This is a genomic window from Polynucleobacter wuianus (assembly GCF_001659725.1).
GTDB classification, from domain to species: Bacteria; Pseudomonadota; Gammaproteobacteria; order Burkholderiales; family Burkholderiaceae; genus Polynucleobacter; species Polynucleobacter wuianus.
Genome location: NZ_CP015922.1, coordinates 1929946 through 1947996 on the forward strand (window position 1 = coordinate 1929946; position 18051 = coordinate 1947996).

Here is an 18051-nt window from a genome sequence, read left to right on the forward strand (position 1 = left end):
TTAGTAAATGCTGAGGCCCAGCACAATTCCTAAGAATAAAAATCCGCCTAGCCAATTGTTGTGACGAAAAGCTAGAAAACATTCGTCTCGACTCCTGCTGGAGACAAGTTTGATGTGATAAATCGCACAGCCTAAAGCCATAAACCATCCAGCCAAAAAGTAGTTACTCAAGTCAGCGAGTTGCGCTACCCAGAGTTGACTTAGAAATAAGATCGCATAACTCACACCAATAGCTGGTACGTCATATTTTCCAAAAGTGATTGCTGAAGTACGCAGACCCAAACGCAAGTCATCATCACGATCGACCATTGCGTATTCCGTGTCATATGCAATTGCCCAAAATATATTCCCCACAAATAAGATCCAAGCTTCTAGAGGTATGAAATCTAAAATTGCTGCATAAGCCATTGGAATACCAAAACCAAATGCAATTCCGAGCACCGCCTGCGGCATGGCAAAGAAGCGCTTAGTAAAGGGGTAAACGAAAGCCACCAATAATGCGAGTACTGAAAGCTGCTTGGTGAAAGTGTTAAGCGGCTGAATTAATAGAAAAGCTATTAGAGCCAAGCCAGCAGCTATTGCAACCGCCTCTTTCCCAGAAATCTTGCCGCTAGTTACTGGACGTCCCTGAGTTCTTTGAACATGAAGATCAAAGTCGCGATCTGCGTAATCATTAATAGCGCAACCAGCACTTCGCATCAAGAAAGTGCCGACAATAAAAATAAACAAGATATGGAGATCAGGAATTCCGGAGCTTGCTAACCATAGAGCCCATAAAGTCGGCCATAAGAGCAAGAGCGTTCCAATCGGCTTATCTAGACGGATGAGATAAGCATAAGCTTTAAGTCGATCGTTCAATGACATAGCCGCAATTATGCCTTCAGAAACTCTGCTCTAGATCCCAGCCATCGCTCTAAGTGACGCTCAACAATGTCAGCATGGTTTACCAATAACCGCTCTGCTGCCTGCTGAGCAAGCTCAATCAACCAAGCATCTCGCTGCAAATCCACAAAACGCAACATCGCATCGCCAGATTGCTTAGCTCCTAAAAGCTCGCCGGGACCACGAAGGGATAAATCACGTTCAGCAATCACAAAACCATCAGAGGTCTCACGCAAGGTTTGTAAACGCTCTTTAGCTGCCATAGACAAGGGTTCTGCATACATCAAAATACATACGGAATCTGCAGAGCCCCGTCCCACCCGCCCGCGTAACTGATGAATCTGGGCATAACCAAAACGCTCAGCATGCTCAATCACCATCAGAGCAGCATTCGGCACATCAACGCCCACCTCTATTACCGTAGTTGCCACTAGAAGCTGAATCTGATTGGCCTTAAATGCAGCCATGACTGCTGCCTTTTCATCTGCCTTCAAGCGCCCATGTACTAGGCCTACTTTAAATTCTGGCAATGCCTGAGTTAATTGCTCAAAGCTTTCTACTGCGGTTTGTAATTGCAAAGCTTCGGACTCTTCAATCAAAGGACAAACCCAATAGGCCTGCAATCCTTTTGAAAGCCAACTTTGTAAGCCATTAATTACTTCATCGCGCCGACTAGCCTTAACTACTTTGGTAGCAATCGGTTTACGTCCAGGCGGCAACTCATCAATCACCGATACATCTAGATCGGCGTAATAGGTCATTGCTAAGGTACGCGGAATTGGCGTAGCAGACATCATCAATTGATGACAGTAGAATAATTCAGAGCCAACGCGTTGCTGAATCTCTAAACGCTGACGAACTCCAAACCGATGTTGCTCATCAATTACGGCTAGACCTAATTTTGCAAAGCTGACATTTTCTTGAATCAAGGCATGAGTGCCAATAATGAGTTGTGCCTGACCACTCTCAATGATTTCTTGAGCTAATTTCTTTTCTTTTACTTTTAGACTGCCAGATAGCCATGCAACTTGAACTCCCAAAGGCTCAAACCACTCTTTCATCTTGAGATAGTGTTGCTCAGCCAATATTTCGGTAGGCGCCATGACTGCGGCTTGATACCCATGATCCATCACTCGTGCAGCGGCCAATGCAGCCACGACAGTCTTGCCACTACCCACATCACCTTGGAGGAGACGATTCATAGGAAATGACTTAGATAGGTCATTGCTAATTTCTTCCCAGACTCGTGCTTGTGCTGAAGTGAGTTGAAAAGGCAATACTTTTAGCAACCCCGCCTCAAGACCATTGCCCTCATTCGCTTTCTTAAAGCTAGGTGCGTGACGCTCTCTGCGAATAGCGTGTGCGCGCTTTAAGGAGATTTGTTGGGCAAGCAATTCTTCAAACTGGACACGGCGCCACGCTGGATGAGTGCGCTCCAATAGAGCCTGAGTATCAGCATCGGCCGGTGGCTGATGCAAATAGGTAATTGCAGACTGCAAGTTTGGCCAATCATGACTCGGCAGTAATTCAGCCATGAGCTTCGTGGGCAAGAATTCCGCCAAACTATCCCGCAAACTCGGATCGCGTAATGCTTGAGCAACTGCCTTACGTATCACCAATTGCGATATTCCAGCGCTTGCTGGATAGACTGGAGTCAAACTTGTCGTTAATGGCGCATCCGGCGTAACGGCTTTGACAGTTGGATGAACCATCTCGGGCCCCTGAAAACCCTCACGCACATCGCCTCGAACTCGAACATGAGCGCCTACTGCCATTTGCTTTTGTTGGCTTGGGTAGAAATTCAGAAAACGTAATTGCAAGCTTGCCGTGTCATCTTCAATAGTGACAAGCAACTGCCGTCTAGGCCGGAAAAGGACTTGATTTCGAATAACACGACCCTGGGTCTGAGTCGAGCCAAACCGTCCCTGCATCAGACTTTCTTCAATCGTGCACAACTCTGTCTCATCTTCATAACGAGATGGGAGATGCAAAGCAAGGGCCATTGGGCTGTCTAAACCCATTTTTTGCAGTGTGTTTGGCGCTTGCTTAGTAGTCATCGTTAAAATCCCATACCTGATGGTAATGCTATGCAACTCTCCGACTTCAATTACGAACTCCCGACCGAACTAATCGCCCAGCATCCCTTAGCGAATAGAACTGATAGCCGCCTCCTTGAGGTCAAGGCTGATCGGGATGATCACGTCCAGCTTGTAGATCGACAGTTTAAGGACATTCTTAACCTGATGAAGTCAGGGGACTTATTGGTCTTTAACGACACTAAGGTAATTCCAGCTAGGCTTCATGGCAAAAAGGAGACGGGGGGCAATGTCGAACTTCTGATTGAGCGCATTAGTGGAGATAAACAAGCTTGGGTTCAGATCCGAGCATCCAAAGTGCCTAAGACTGGTTCAATAGTTCATATTCATAATCAGGCTGGAGAAACCTTTCCTGTTGAGATGATTGGGTACGACGGTCGCTTTTATGAAGTTCGCTTCCCAGAAAATGTTTTTGTCCTGCTCGAGCGTTTTGGTGAATTACCCCTTCCCCCATACATCGAACATCAACCCGATGGTGAAGATGCTCAGCGCTATCAAACTGTCGTTGCCAAGAACCCGGGTGCCGTTGCTGCACCAACCGCAGGCCTGCACTTTGACGAGCCCATTCTGCAGCAGTTGAATAACTTGGGAGTTGAGCAAGCTACAGTTACTTTGCATGTTGGTGCAGGTACATTTACTCCTGTTCGTGAAGAAGACCTGTCTAAGCATAAGATGCATTACGAATGGTTCTCTATTCCAGAAGCCACTTTGCAAGCTATTGCAAAAACCAAAAGCAATGGTGGCAGAGTGATTGCAGTAGGCACTACTAGTCTTCGCGCCCTAGAAAGCCAAGCGGCAACTTGCCAGAGTAGCGGTGAAACCAACCTCTTCATTACACCCGGTTTTCAATTTAAAACGGTAGATTGTTTGCTAACTAACTTCCATCTGCCAAAATCTACCCTATTGATGTTAGTGAGCGCTTTTGCAGGAATGGAAAATATTCGTGCTGCATACCAACATGCAATTCACCAGAAATATCGCTTCTTCAGCTATGGAGATGCCATGTTTCTTTGCCGACTTGAGAATACAAAGACATGACCAAACCCGTTCACTTTAATATTTTGGCGCGTGACTCCCAAAGTCCTGCGCGTCTTGGTCAGTTAGATCTTCCGCATGGCAGTGTCCAGACCCCAATCTTTATGCCAGTCGGAACCTATGGCACCGTGAAAGCGATGACACCACGCGATCTCAATGAAGCCAAAGCCCAAATCATTTTAGGGAATACTTTTCATCTTTGGTTACGGCCAGGTTTAGATGTCATCAAAAAACATGGCGGTCTGCATCGCTTCATGGGCTGGGATAAACCAATCCTCACCGACTCTGGTGGCTTTCAGGTATTTAGCTTAGGAGCATTACGTAAGATCTCTGAAGAAGGCGTCACCTTTGCATCACCGATCAATGGTGACAAATTATTTATGTCCCCCGAAGTGTCGATGGAGATTCAAGCGGTTTTAAATAGCGACATCGCCATGCAGTTTGATGAGTGCACCCCTTATGAAATCAAAGGACAACCCACATCTGAAAAAACAGCGCGTGCATCCCTTGAAATGTCTTTACGTTGGGGTGATCGCTCACTCAAACGTTTTCGAGAGCTTAATACTGGCAATGGTCTATTTGGCATCGTCCAAGGCGGTATGTTTGAAAACCTACGCGAGTTTTCTTTAGATGCCGTCAGTCAACAAGGTTTTGACGGTATTGCCATTGGCGGTCTGTCGGTGGGAGAACCAAAACCAGAGTTTGAAAGAATTCTGAATTTCACCGCACCAAAGTTACCTGAACATATGCCTCACTACCTCATGGGTGTAGGCACCCCCGAAGACCTGATCCTGGGAGTGAGTTTAGGTATCGATATGTTTGACTGCGTCATGCCTACCCGCAATGCTCGCAATGGTTGGCTATTTACCCGTTTTGGCGACCTGAAATTACGCAACTCTGGATATAAAGATGATGATCGCCCGCTAGATCCTACATGCGCTTGCTATACCTGCCAAAACTTCACTAGATCCTACTTAAATCACCTCCAAAAGGCCAATGAGATTCTGGGGTCCCAACTCAATACAATCCACAACCTCTCTTATTACCTTCAGCTAATGACCGAAGTCAGGGAGGCCTTAAGCAAAGACCGTTTTAGCGCCTATCGCGAGGAATTCCACGCTAATCGCCAGCGTGGCGTGGAACCTGGGCAGGATTAGTAGCCCTAGCAGGGGGAATAACCTGCTCAAATCACCTCTAAAGCCCCATACCGTTTAGAATTGCGGGTTTACGGCTTTCTATTTAAAGCCTAAAAATGATGCAGTTTCCATTTGGTAATTAACGGAGGTTTTGTATGTGGATTAGTAACGCTTTTGCTCAGGCTCCAGCCGCGGGCGCAGATGCAGGTGGCTTGATGAGCTTCCTTCCCTTAATTTTGATGTTTGCAGTTTTGTACTTCATCATGATTCGCCCACAAATGAAGCGTCAAAAAGAAACTAAAGCAATGCTCTCAGCCTTAGCTGTTGGCGATGAAGTGGTTACTGTTGGTGGCATCTTTGGCAAAGTAAGCGCTTTGAAAGATGATGTAGTGACTGTTGAAATTGCTGCAGGCACTCAAGTGCAATTGCAAAAAGGTGCAATCACTACGGTATTGCCAAAAGGCACTTTGAAGTCTGCTTAATACGATTGTTTAAAAGTATCTCGATATGAACCGCTACCCTCTCTGGAAATATATAGTCATCGCCGTTGCATTACTCATCGGTGGACTTTACTCATTACCCAATTTCTACGGTGAGGCTCCAGCGGTTCAAGTCTCGTCTGCCAAGCCAACCATCAAGGTTGATTTGGCGACACAATCTCGCGTTGAAAAGATTTTGACTGATGCAGACATCAACAGTACCGGCATCTTTTTTGAGAGTGCGGGCAATGTAGGCTCTATCAAAATTCGCTTTAACAACACCGATATTCAGTTGCGTGCGCGTGATCTCTTGCAGCAAAAATTGAATGTTGATCAAAATGACCCCAATTTCACAGTTGCGTTAAACCTTCTGTCTAATACACCAGGCTGGCTAAATGCGATTAATGCATTACCAATGCCACTTGGTCTTGACTTGCGTGGTGGCGTCTACTTCCTCTTGCAAGTAGATATGAAAGGCGCTGTTCAAAAGAAAGTTACTTCCTTAGCAACAGATATACGTAGTCAACTGCGTGATAAGAGTATTCGTCATCAAGGTATTGATCGCAATCCAGAATCAATCTCCATTAACTTTGGAAGCAGCGATGAAGCTGAAGCGGCTCGCACTCTATTAAATACATCACAACCTGACCTCATTTGGTTAGTCAAAACTAGTGGCGGCTCAGCAAAGCTATTTGGCGAATTCAAACCCAAAGCTTTGAAAGATATTCAGGACAATGCAGTAAAGCAAAATATCATCACGCTGAATAAGCGTGTGAATGAACTAGCAGTGAAAGAACCCGTGATTCAACAACAAGGCGCTGAGCGCATTGTTGTTCAGTTGCCAGGCGTTCAGGATACTGCGCGCGCTAAAGACATTATTGGTCGTACTGCCACTCTAGAATCACGCCTTGCTGATCCATTAGTTTCCACCATTGGCATTGGTGAAACACCGCCTCCAGGCATGGATACGTTCCGTTTTGGTGAGAACCGTTTAGGCGTATTCAAAAAGTCTGTCATTTTCAGTGGTGATCGAATTACTGATGCAAGTGCGGGCTTTGATCAAAACCAACGTCCTGCAGTCAACATCTCTCTAGATGCTGCTGGTGGTCGGGTCATGCAAGAAGTAACCCGTGAAAACATTGGCAAGCCGATGGGCATGATTTTGTTTGAAAAGGGTAAAGGTGAGGTTCTCACAATTGCCACTATTCAAGGTGAGTTTGGCTCTAAGTTCCAAATTACTGGGCAGCCCACCACTGAGAGCGCAAACGACTTAGCCCTCTTACTACGCGCTGGATCTCTAGCAGCCCCAATGGAAATCATTGAAGAGCGCACGATTGGACCAAGCTTAGGTGCTGAGAATATCGAGAAAGGCTTTAAATCTTTATTAATTGGATTTGCAGCAATTTCTATTTTTATGGTTGCCTACTACTTGCTATTTGGCACCTTCTCTGTAGTCGCATTAGCGGTGAACTTGTTATTACTGATTTCAGTGTTATCGATGCTGCAGGCAACCCTCACATTGCCAGGCATTGCTGCGATGGCACTTGCACTGGGCATGGCGATTGACTCAAACGTGTTGATTAACGAACGTATTCGTGAAGAACTTCGTAATGGCTCCTCACCGCAAACTGCGATTGCAGTTGGCTTTGATAAAGCCTGGGCAACCATTTTAGACTCTAACGTAACTACCTTAATTGCTGGTCTCGCCCTTTTGGCATTTGGCTCTGGCCCTATCAAGGGATTTGCGGTAGTTCACTGCTTAGGTATTTTGACTTCAATGTTCTCGGCTGTTTTCTTCTCTCGCGGTCTTGTCAACCTTTGGTATGGCAGACATAAGAAGATTCGAAAACTTGCGATCGGCCAAGTTTGGCGTCCACAGGAGAAATAAGCCATGGAATTTTTTAGAATCAAAAAAGATATTCCGTTTATGCGCCATGCATTGGTGCTCAACGCGATTTCTTTAATTACTTTCTTAGCAGCAGTCTTCTTCCTCTGGCATAACGGCCTGCACCTTTCTATTGAATTTACTGGTGGTACGGTGATGGAGGTTACTTACCCCCAAACTGCACCCCTAGATTCAATTCGCTCTAAAGTTGAAAAGCTGGGTTATGCAGATACCCAAATTCAGAACTTTGGTAGCTCACGTGATGTGATGATTCGTCTTCCGTTGCAAAAAGATACCGAAGGCAAACTCATCTCTTCTACAGATCAAAGTAATGCCGTGATGCAAGCCCTTGATTCAGCGACCACCGGCGTCAAACTTCAACGGGTTGAGTTCGTTGGCCCGCAGGTTGGTCAAGAACTGGCGATTGATGGCTTAAAAGCTTTGGTATTCGTCATCATCGGCATCGTGCTTTACCTCTCCTTCCGTTTTGAGTGGAAGTTTGCGCTTGCCGGCATCATTGCGAACTTACATGACGTGGTGATCATCCTAGGCTTCTTTGCCTTCTTCCATTGGGAGTTCTCACTCTCAGTATTGGCAGCTGTTTTAGCGGTCTTGGGTTATTCGGTAAACGAATCTGTGGTGATCTTTGACCGTATCCGCGAGAACTTCCGTAAGTATCGCAAGATGAACACCCGCGAAATCATTGATAACGCGATTACCAGCACTATCAGCCGTACCATGATTACCCACGGTAGCACTGAAATGATGGTGCTTGCGATGCTGATCTTTGGTGGCCCAACCCTGTTCTACTTTGCCTTAGCCCTGACCATCGGCATCTTGTTTGGTATTTACTCTTCAGTCTTCGTTGCTGCAGCACTGGCAATGTGGCTTGGTGTGACTCGCGAAGATTTAGTCAAAGGTGACAAGAAACCGGACGACAACGGCCGCAATGATGATCCGAATTTTGGAGCGCGGGTTTAAGCTAACTTAGCTTAAAGAAAAGTTTTGTTGATCAAGGGCAGCTAAGATTTTTTTGGTTGCACCTTGATGTTCAGTAGAGTAGCTCTTAGCAGCTTGACTCATCTTAGCTAGCTCAGCAGTATTTAAGAGCAATCCTTTCAAAGACTCTGCTAGAGCAATCTTCTCACCTAGCAATAGATCGCCCTTAATCCGCTTAGCAGCGCCAATGGTAATGGCATCTAGTGCAGCTTGTTGGAAGTTGTAGGTATGCTCTCCAAGCAATACTGGGCAGCCTGCGGCACAAGCCTCAATGAGATTCTGCCCACCAAATGGCAATAAGCTTCCACCCATCACAACCAGATCAGATGCGCTGTAATAAAGAGGCATCTCACCCATAGAGTCGCCCAAGATGACATCTAAACCAGCACTATCTTTTGGCAATCCGACCCATTCAGAACGGCGGCGGAACTTAAAACCCGCCGCATCAATTTGATTGGCCACTTCGGTAAAACGCTCTGGGTGACGTGGCACCAAACAAAGTAACGGCTGGACAGAAAACACATTACTGAGCAGTAAATCTTTCCAAGCCTTGAGGATAATTTCTTCTTCGCCATCACGCGTACTAGCAGCACACACCATGAGACGTTTGCTAGCGTGCAAATCCTGTTGCCATTCTTTGCCTTGACTTAGCAAGTGAGGGTCGAGTGGCACATCAAACTTCATATTGCCGGTTATCGCCACATTTTTTACACCCAAGGCGCGATAACGATCCGCATCAAATTCGGTCTGCGCCAAAATACCCGCAAAAGCTTGAAATAATGCACGTCCTGCCTTGCCAAAGCGATTAACACGACGCGCACTTCTCTCAGACAGGCGGGCATTGACTAAAAATAAAGGCAAGCCGATTTCCTTACAGCGAAACACGACGGTTGGCCAAGCTTCTGTTTCCATAAAGAGGCCAAACTTTGGCTTAAACGTTTTCAGAAAATGCTCCACACACCAGCAAAGGTCATAAGGTAAATACACCTGTCGAATTTGTCCCGCAGCAATGGCTTTGTTAAAAAGTTGCTTTCCAGTGCGACGACCATTGAGGGTCATATGCGTGAGCAAAATAGATTCGCCACGAGCAAGATAGGCTTCAATCAAAGGTTGGGCAGCGCGGGTCTCGCCAACCGATACCGCATGTATCCAGATGGAACCTTTGGCAACCGGCTTTTCATATCCAAAACCAAGGCGCTCTGGGATGTGGTGTAGATATGCAAATGAGTGACGTGCGCGCCAAGCTAAGCGCACAAAAGCCAATGGCAACAAGAGGTGCCATAGCAATTGATAAACAGCAAACCAGAATCGAGGACGAGCCCCGTATTCTGAATTCGGGCTCACACTCACTTTTTGAGACGTTCGGTCAATTCGACCGCCTTACCAAGATAAGAAGATGGCGTCATTTCGAGTAAACGTGCTTTTGCATCATCCGGAATCTTCAAACCACGGATGAAGTTTTGTAAATCCATTTGATTAATGCCTTTGCCACGAGTCAATTCTTTTAACTGCTCATAGGGATTCTCAATGCCATAACGACGCATCACTGTTTGCACTGGCTCAGCCAATACTTCCCAGCATTCATCAAGATCTGCAGCAATTGCTGCGTGATTCACCTCCAACTTACCCAGACCGCGCAATGCGCTGTCATAAGCTAAAACGCTATGACCAAACGCAGGGCCTAAATTACGCAAAACGGTAGAGTCTGTGAGGTCACGCTGCCAGCGAGAGATCGGTAATTTTTCTGCGAGGTGTCGCAACAAGGCATTCGCCACACCCAAGTTACCCTCGGAATTCTCAAAGTCAATTGGATTTACTTTGTGCGGCATGGTGGAGGAGCCAATCTCACCGGCTTTGGTACGTTGCTTAAAGTAACCAACAGAAATATAAGCCCAGAAGTCACGGTCCATATCTAATAAAATAGTATTGGCACGTGCAATCGCATCAAACAACTGAGCCATACCATCATGTGGCTCAATCTGAATCGTATAATGATTGAAAGTTAAGCCTAGACGCTTCTCAACAACATTCTTTGAAAAAGTCTCCCAATCAAAATCTGGATAGGCAGATAAATGTGCATTGTAGTTACCAACAGCACCATTCATCTTGCCAAGCAATGGCGCTGCAGCAATAGAATCAATTGCGCGCTCTAAACGTTTAGCAAAATTGGCAATCTCTTTACCTAAAGTACTTGGTGATGCAGGCTGGCCGTGTGTACGTGAGAGTAAAGGCACCTTAGCGTTCTCAAGGGCTAAATCAGTTAATACAGAAAGCACCTTGCGCAGCTGTGGCAGAAGAACTTCATCCCGCGCACCTCGCAACATTAAACCGTGTGAAGTGTTATTAATATCCTCAGAAGTACAAGCAAAGTGAATAAACTCACTCGCTTTTAATAAGTCAGGACGACCAGCAACTTTTTCTTTTAAGAAATACTCAACTGCTTTCACGTCATGATTTGTTACGGCTTCAATGTCCTTAATGCGCTGCGCATCAGCATCAGAGAAATTTTCTGGCAGGGAAAGCAAAAAGGCTTCATCCGCTGCATTGATCTTTGGGACATCTGGCAAACCGGCTGATGCCAAAGCCAATAACCAGTGAATCTCAACAAAAACGCGTTGGCGCATAAAAGCCGCCTCAGATAACCAAGGACGCAAAGCATCTAGCTTTCCGGCATAGCGACCGTCTAAAGGGGAAAGGGCATTAAGGGTAGAAAGCGGCTGACTCACAAATAATTGCCTTTGCATTGAAATATGTCGATAAAAGCCAATTTTAATGCGTTCTGACCTGAAGCAAAGGTCAGTTTGGGTGGCTATACTGTGCCCTATGAAACTAATCGGATCCCTCACCAGCCCCTATGTACGTAAAGTACGCATCGTTTTTTTGGAAAAAAAGCTTGATGTAGACCTTGAATTAGAGAATGTTTGGGCTGCAGACACCAAAATCGCCAATTCCAACCCCTTAGGAAAGGTCCCCTGCCTGATTCCTGACGACGGAGGCGCAATCTACGACTCCCGCGTGATTGCGGAATATGCAGATGCCTTGAGCCCTGTCAGCAAGCTTATTCCCGGTGACAATCGGGAGCGTGCAGCCGTGAAAACTTGGGAAGCTTTAGCTGACGGCGTTATGGATGCCGGTATTTTGGCTCGCCTTGAACGCACTTGGCGTCCAGCAGAGCAGCAAAGCACTGCTTGGGTTGACCGTCAAATGGGCAAGATTCAAAACTCACTTCGTCAGATGTCCGAAAATCTTGGCGGAAACGCATGGTGTCATGGCAATCAAATGACCTTAGCAGATGTTGCTGTTGGATGTGCGGTTGGCTATTTGCTATTTCGCTTTCCTGAGATCAAATGGCAAGCTCAATATCCAAACCTAGATCGCTTGTATCAAAAATTACTGCAGCGCTCTTCGTTTATTGAAACTGAGCCGCCTGCTGCATAACTTCTAATATGTATTTAGGCGGAAATAATACCGCCGCCTAAACAAATATCACCGTCATATAAGACGGCAGATTGGCCAGGTGTCACCGCCCATTGCGCCTCTGGAAAACTTAAACTGAAATTCAAAAAATCATCGCTGGTTAATGTGCAAGCAGAATCCGCCTGTCGATAACGCGTCTTAGCAGAGTAATTTCCAGTATTAGGTGCACTGCCGGAAACCCAACTAGCATCGATAGCATCGAGCTTGCTAGCCAATAGCCACGGGTGTTCATGGCCTTGTACTACATACAAGGTGTTGTTAGTCACATCCTTGCGAGCGACATACCAAGCGTCGCCGTTGCCATCCTGACTGCCACCCAAACCGATTCCCTTACGCTGACCTAAGGTGAAAAATGCTAAACCCATATGCTCGCCAACAATTTTTCCTTCGGGCGTTTTTATGGGGCCTGGCACGCGTGGCAAATATCGATTCAAAAATTCTCGAAACGGTCTCTCGCCAATAAAACAAATTCCGGTGGAATCTTTTTTCTTGGCATTATGCAAACCAATTTTTTCGGCAATTTCGCGTACTTCTGTTTTAGGAATTTCCCCCAAAGGGAATAAAACATTCGCTAGCTGCTGCTGAGTTAAACGATGCAAGAAGTAACTCTGATCTTTATTAGCATCTAGTGCCTTTAATAATTGCACCTTGCCACCCTCGTGACGAACGCGTGCATAGTGACCAGTAGCAATGGCATCGGCCCCCAGACTCATGGCATGATCTAAGAAGGCTTTGAATTTGATTTCCGCGTTACATAGAACGTCGGGATTTGGTGTTCGTCCTGCAGCATACTCGCGTAAAAATTCAGCAAAAACCCGTTCGCGGTATTCAGCAGCAAAATTGACTGCCTCGACGTCGATGCCGATCAAATCGGCAACTGAGACAACATCTAGCCAATCTTGCCGGGAGGAACAATATTCATCATCATCGTCATCCTCCCAATTCTTCATAAAAAGGCCTACAACCTCATAGCCCTGTTCCTTGAGCATCCAAGCTGCAACCGACGAATCTACGCCCCCAGACATGCCAATGACGACTTTCTTGGGGTTTGAAGGTGGGATTGCTGAAGAATTGAGCTGGATCATCAAAAAATGCGAGAATTCAATATAAGCTAACAAACCACATTGTAGAAGTCTTAGCCTGATTTGACAGAAATTTAGGCAAAAACAATGCGGGTGGTTTTAGGGGTAAGTAGATGGGCATTATTTGACCTATTTAACTAAAATAGATTTTTTGAAAAATTTTGCTTTTGGAGACATGCCATGCGCATAGGAGTGCCGCTGGAAACGAGACTTGGGGAAACTCGGGTTGCTGCCACACCAGAAACCGTTAAAAAACTGATTGGCCAAGGCCACACTGTCGTCATCCAAAAAGGTGCTGGTGTGCAGGCAAGCCAACCAGACTCCGCATATGAGGCTGTAGGCGCTTCCATTGGTAGCGCGGCTGATGCCTTTGGCGCAGAAATTGTTCTCAAGGTACGCGCTCCTGAGGCTGCAGAGCTGAAGCAAATTAAATCTGGAAGTGTGCTGATTGGCATGCTTGATCCATTTGATAGCGACAACATTGCTGCCATGGCTGCGCAAGGCATCACCGGCTTCTCACTAGAAGCTGCGCCGCGCACTACTAGAGCACAAAGCATGGACGTCTTGTCATCTCAAGCAAATATTGCTGGCTATAAAGCAGTAATGGTTGCTGCAAATGAATATCAACGCTTTATGCCGATGTTGATGACTGCAGCGGGAACTGTAAAAGCAGCGCGCGTTCTGATCTTAGGTGCTGGTGTTGCTGGTTTGCAAGCGATTGCCACCGCAAAACGTCTCGGTGCTGTGATTGAAGCATCTGATGTACGCCCAGCCGCGAAAGAACAAATCGAATCTTTAGGTGCAAAGTTTGTTGACGTGCCTTACGAAACAGATGAAGAGCGTGAAATCGCTCAAGGTGTTGGTGGCTATGCCCGCCCAATGCCAGAGGCTTGGATGAAGCGTCAAGCAGCACTAGTTGCAGAACGCGCCCAACAAGCAGACATCGTGATTACTACTGCACTGATTCCGGGTCGCAAACCACCTGTTCTATTGCATAGTGATACTGTTGCCAATATGAAGCCAGGCTCTATTGTGATTGACTTGGCTGCAGGCAAAGGTGATAACGGATCAGGTAACTGTCCTTTGACTCAAGCAGATAAGGTGGTCGACGTGAATGGCGTGAAGATTGTGGGATACACCAATCTAGCCAGCATGGTCGCTGCCGATGCTTCCGCACTTTATGCACGCAACTTACTCGACTTCATGAAACTAATTGTCGATAAAGAAGCAAAGTTAGTTATCCCGAGTGATGACGACATCGTTACTGCTTGCTTAATGTGTCGTGATGGCCAAGCCGTCCGCAAAAACTAATAGAATATTCATACGAAGGAAACATCATGGATCTCGCTGCTTTTCAAAGCATCCTCACAGTCCAAAACATCACTGTGTTTGTCTTGGCTATTTTTGTTGGCTATCACGTCGTTTGGAACGTAACCCCAGCACTACACACCCCATTGATGGCGGTTACCAATGCCATCTCTGGAATCATCATTGTTGGCGCGCTCTTGCAGACTGAAGTGATTGGTGGCGATGAAATCACCCTCACTAGTGTGATTGGTGCTGTTGCCGTTTTCTTAGCCTCAATCAATATTTTTGGTGGCTTTATGGTTACCCGTCGCATGCTGGAGATGTTTAAGAAAAAAGCTCCCAAGGCAAATTCGGCTGATGCAGCCAAATAAATAGAACAAGACCTATAGAGACCAAAACAATGTCAAACATAACTGCTATTTCTTATCTCATTTCATCGGTGTTATTCATCCTCGCGTTGCGTGGCTTGTCTTCACCAACGACCTCACGCCAAGGCAATACCTTCGGCATGATCGGCATGTTGTTAGCCGTGATCACTACCTTCTTTATTCCTGACTTCAAGCCTGCAGTTTCATTGATTGCTGCAGCAGTTGTAGGTGGCGCAATCATCGGCACCTTGGCTGCTAAGCGCGTTCAGATGACTAAAATGCCTGAGCTCGTTGCTTTGATGCACTCTTTTGTAGGCTTGTCTGCTGTGTTGATCGCAATCGCAGCGGTATTTAATACTGCACACGACCATACTGGCGCCCAGAAAATTGAACTCTTTATCGGCGCATTCATTGGCGCCATTACCTTTACTGCATCTGTAATTGCTTTTGGCAAATTATCAGGCAAAGTAAGCGGTAAACCAGTGAGCTTTTCTGGTCAGCACTTACTCAATCTGATTTTGGCAGTTTCTATGATTGGCGCTGGTATTGCGTATTACATGGTTGATAGTCATGCTGCATTCTTGGCAATGTGCGCAATTGCATTGGTCTTAGGCGTGACATTAATCATCCCAATTGGCGGCGCAGATATGCCAGTGGTTGTATCCATGCTCAACAGCTACTCTGGTTGGGCAGCAGCAGGTATTGGCTTCACTTTGAACAATCCAGTATTGATCATCGCTGGTGCTTGCGTGGGCTCGTCTGGCGCCATTCTGTCTTACATCATGTGTAAGGCGATGAACCGTTCGATCCTCGCAGTATTACTTGGCGGCTTCGGTGCAGAGGCAGCAGCCGGTGGTGGCGATGATAGCGGCCCTAAAAACTACAAAACAGGCTCTCCAGAGGACGCTGCTTTCCTAATGGAAAATGCGGACACTGTCATTATCGTTCCTGGTTATGGTCTTGCAGTAGCTCGCGCTCAACACGCTCTAAAAGAGTTAACTGAAAAACTAACCCATCATGGTGTAACGGTAAAGTACGCAATCCACCCAGTAGCAGGGCGCATGCCAGGTCATATGAACGTTCTCTTGGCTGAAGCCGAAGTTCCATATGATCAAGTGTTTGAGATGGAAGATATCAACAGCGACTTTGGTCAGGCTGACGTGGTATTGATCTTAGGTGCTAACGACGTTGTGAACCCTGCCGCTCGTACACCAGGAAGCCCAATTTTTGGCATGCCAATTTTGGAAGCCTTCAAAGCCAAAACTATCATCGTTAATAAGCGCTCTATGGCTGCTGGTTACGCTGGCTTAGATAATGAACTCTTCTACATGGATAAAACTATGATGGTCTTCGGTGACGCGAAGAAGGTTGTCGAAGATATGGTTAAGTCAATTGAGTAAAAGCAAGGATTTAATCGCTTCAGAAAACCGCCTACGGGCGGTTTTTTATTGCGCTAAGCTACAACATAGAAGCATCAAGAGAATGCTAAATCACTAAACATCGAGATAATATGCAAATCAAGCCAGAACTACTAGCTTTTTTCTTTTTTATCTGCAATCTATTTGGGATTGGCTTAGCGTATTCCCAAACGAATTATCCAAATCGCAGTATCCGTTGTGCTTCCCCATATTCGCGCAGGTAATTGAAAGTATTAGGGGTTGCAAGCAAAACATGTTCCTCATTATTACCAAATACGTCATTCATCAATGAAAGCGTGAAAGGTTATGAGTTCTCCCCATGGGGCGCCCTACTGGTACCAAAAGGAACGCCGCCAGCCATTGTTGAAAACTGAATGAATCATGGGCGGCAGCACTTAAAAGAAATGATTTCTCAAGGATTGGCAAGAATAAAAAAGTGATTCAGGATAGCGGCATACAGCCTGATTAATTGTGAAGCATGATTAAATAAAAAGGCTAGCATTTGCTAGCCTTTTTATTTACTACTCATTAAAGCAATAAATTACGCAGCTTGAGCCTTCATATATTTTGCCCTCATTGGGCGTAATACAAAGAATGCCAATAACGCTGCCGTCGCATCTAATGCAATCATGATGCCAAATACTGGGATCCAGCTATCTGCTACACCATGAATGTATGCTGCAATTGGGCCACCAATGATAGATCCCACTCCTTGAGCCATATACAAGAAACCATAATTTGTAGTCGCATGCTTTTGTCCAAAGGTGTCCGTTAATGTAGATGGGAATAAGGAGAAAATTTCACCCCAACCAAAGAACACCACACCCGACATCAATACGAACATAACTGGATCAGAACGGGTGGAGATCCAAATAAACATGGCAATTGCTTCGAGACCAAATGCGATTGTCATGGTGTATTCACGGCCGAGTTTGTCAGATACCCAGCCAAAGAATGGACGAGTTAGGCCGTTGGTAACGCGGTCAATCGTGAGTGCCAATGGAAGTGCTGCCATACCAAATACAGTAGCGGTAGTAATCCCGAAGTCTTTAGCAAATGCACCCATTTGGGAGATAACCATCAAGCCAGAAGTAGACATCATGGACATCATCAGAAACATGAGCCAAAACACCGGCGTCTTCAACATCGTTTTTGGTGCTACGCCAGAAGCAGCAGCTTCGATTTGACCCGCAGTTTGCGCACGATCAGCATGAGGTATGCGAATGCCTTGGGCAGCAAGCAAACCTACGGCACCAATGATGTAACCAAAGAACGTCAAAGTACCTTGTAGACCTGATTCAGCAAGACTTGCAGAAATTGGGAAGGTGGTCAAAAGTGCCCCGATACCGTATCCCGCAGCAACCATGCCGACTGCAAAGCCACGGTTATTTGGAAACCAACGAACCATCAGACCAACAACACCAATGTAAACAATACCGGTACCAAGACCACCTAAAACGCCATAGGTAATGTAGAGGTTAGATACTGTAGTGAGATTGGCGGAAAGTACCCAGCTTAAGCCCGTTAATACGGTACCAATAGAGAGCAGCAATCGAGGGCCAAACTTATCGACCAACCATCCCTGAAATGGTGAGAAAAAAGTTTGCAACACAATCAAAATGGAAAATGTTACTTGAAGCTCAGTCAAGGTAACGCCTAACTGACCCATGATGGGTTTAGTAAATAAAGCCCAAACATATTGCGGGCTTGAGATGGACATCATACAAATCACACCTAAAGCTAGCTGGACCCACTTTGACTTTAAAGGGTTTGTGCTCTCACTCATCATTTATCTCCTGATTATTAAAACCAATTTAAATTTGGTTTAGTTATTGTTGTAGATTTATTACGGGTTTTTACTGATCAGTGCGCCAGCTTGGTGCAGT

At 46.0% G+C, this 18051-nt stretch carries 15 protein-coding genes; 9 read left to right on the forward strand and 6 right to left on the reverse strand.

Annotation, left to right across the window (positions count from 1 at the left end; all coding sequences use genetic code 11):
• A complete protein-coding gene (gene ubiA, locus A8O14_RS09910) occupies positions 1-864 on the reverse strand; it encodes a 4-hydroxybenzoate octaprenyltransferase (protein ID WP_068949357.1) in 864 nt (287 codons plus the stop codon).
• A gap of 8 nt (positions 865-872) precedes the next feature.
• Positions 873-2939 carry an ATP-dependent DNA helicase RecG gene (gene recG / locus A8O14_RS09915; protein WP_068949358.1) on the reverse strand — a complete coding sequence of 689 codons (2067 nt, stop codon included), beginning with the start codon at positions 2937-2939 and terminating at the stop codon, positions 873-875.
• Positions 2940-2969: 30 nt separating this feature from the next.
• Between recG and queA the strand changes: the two genes are divergently transcribed.
• From queA to secF, 5 genes are all read left to right on the forward strand, one after another.
• Positions 2970-4016, forward strand: coding sequence for a tRNA preQ1(34) S-adenosylmethionine ribosyltransferase-isomerase QueA (queA, locus tag A8O14_RS09920; protein ID WP_068949359.1), 1047 nt, complete (start codon positions 2970-2972; stop codon positions 4014-4016).
• A complete protein-coding gene (gene tgt, locus A8O14_RS09925; RefSeq protein ID WP_068949360.1) occupies positions 4013-5170 on the forward strand; it encodes a tRNA guanosine(34) transglycosylase Tgt in 1158 nt (385 codons plus the stop codon). Before queA ends, tgt begins: the two co-directional genes overlap by 4 nt.
• Positions 5171-5304: 134 nt before the next feature.
• Positions 5305-5631: a preprotein translocase subunit YajC gene (yajC, locus tag A8O14_RS09930; RefSeq protein WP_068949361.1), complete on the forward strand. Its 327-nt coding sequence runs from the start codon at positions 5305-5307 to the stop codon at positions 5629-5631.
• Between the two features lie 25 nt (positions 5632-5656).
• Positions 5657-7516 (forward strand): protein translocase subunit SecD, encoded by a 1860-nt coding sequence (gene secD, locus A8O14_RS09935; protein ID WP_068949362.1) that lies wholly within the window; start codon positions 5657-5659, stop codon positions 7514-7516.
• 3 nt (positions 7517-7519) lie between these two features.
• Positions 7520-8494 carry a protein translocase subunit SecF gene (gene secF / locus A8O14_RS09940; RefSeq protein WP_068949363.1) on the forward strand — a complete coding sequence of 325 codons (975 nt, stop codon included), beginning with the start codon at positions 7520-7522 and terminating at the stop codon, positions 8492-8494.
• Between the two features lie 6 nt (positions 8495-8500).
• On the opposite strand, the gene A8O14_RS09945 is transcribed toward secF, so the two are convergent.
• A complete protein-coding gene (locus A8O14_RS09945; protein ID WP_068949364.1) occupies positions 8501-9862 on the reverse strand; it encodes a 3-deoxy-D-manno-octulosonic acid transferase in 1362 nt (453 codons plus the stop codon).
• Positions 9859-11238 (reverse strand): adenylosuccinate lyase, encoded by a 1380-nt coding sequence (gene purB, locus A8O14_RS09950; protein WP_068949815.1) that lies wholly within the window; start codon positions 11236-11238, stop codon positions 9859-9861. The genes A8O14_RS09945 and purB overlap by 4 nt, the downstream gene beginning before the upstream one ends.
• A 97-nt stretch (positions 11239-11335) precedes the next feature.
• Here purB and A8O14_RS09955 point away from each other — a divergent pair, with 97 nt between their 5' ends.
• Positions 11336-11950, forward strand: a complete 615-nt coding sequence (locus A8O14_RS09955) for a glutathione S-transferase (protein WP_068949365.1) — start codon at positions 11336-11338, stop codon at positions 11948-11950.
• Between the two features lie 14 nt (positions 11951-11964).
• On the opposite strand, the gene mnmA is transcribed toward A8O14_RS09955, so the two are convergent.
• Positions 11965-13074 (reverse strand): tRNA 2-thiouridine(34) synthase MnmA, encoded by a 1110-nt coding sequence (gene mnmA / locus A8O14_RS09960; protein ID WP_068949816.1) that lies wholly within the window; start codon positions 13072-13074, stop codon positions 11965-11967.
• Positions 13075-13251: 177 nt separating this feature from the next.
• Here mnmA and A8O14_RS09965 point away from each other — a divergent pair, with 177 nt between their 5' ends.
• From A8O14_RS09965 to A8O14_RS09975, 3 genes are read left to right on the forward strand one after another with little or no spacing between them, the layout of a single operon-like run.
• A complete protein-coding gene (locus A8O14_RS09965) occupies positions 13252-14382 on the forward strand; it encodes a Re/Si-specific NAD(P)(+) transhydrogenase subunit alpha (RefSeq protein WP_068949366.1) in 1131 nt (376 codons plus the stop codon).
• A gap of 26 nt (positions 14383-14408) precedes the next feature.
• Positions 14409-14750: a proton-translocating transhydrogenase family protein gene (locus A8O14_RS09970; RefSeq protein WP_068949367.1), complete on the forward strand. Its 342-nt coding sequence runs from the start codon at positions 14409-14411 to the stop codon at positions 14748-14750.
• Positions 14751-14779: 29 nt separating this feature from the next.
• Entirely contained in the window at positions 14780-16147 is a 1368-nt protein-coding gene (locus A8O14_RS09975) for an NAD(P)(+) transhydrogenase (Re/Si-specific) subunit beta (protein ID WP_068949368.1), read from the forward strand.
• A gap of 559 nt (positions 16148-16706) precedes the next feature.
• On the opposite strand, the gene oxlT is transcribed toward A8O14_RS09975, so the two are convergent.
• Entirely contained in the window at positions 16707-17951 is a 1245-nt protein-coding gene (gene oxlT, locus A8O14_RS09980; RefSeq protein ID WP_228385069.1) for an oxalate/formate MFS antiporter, read from the reverse strand.
• Between the last annotated feature and the right edge of the window lie 100 nt (positions 17952-18051).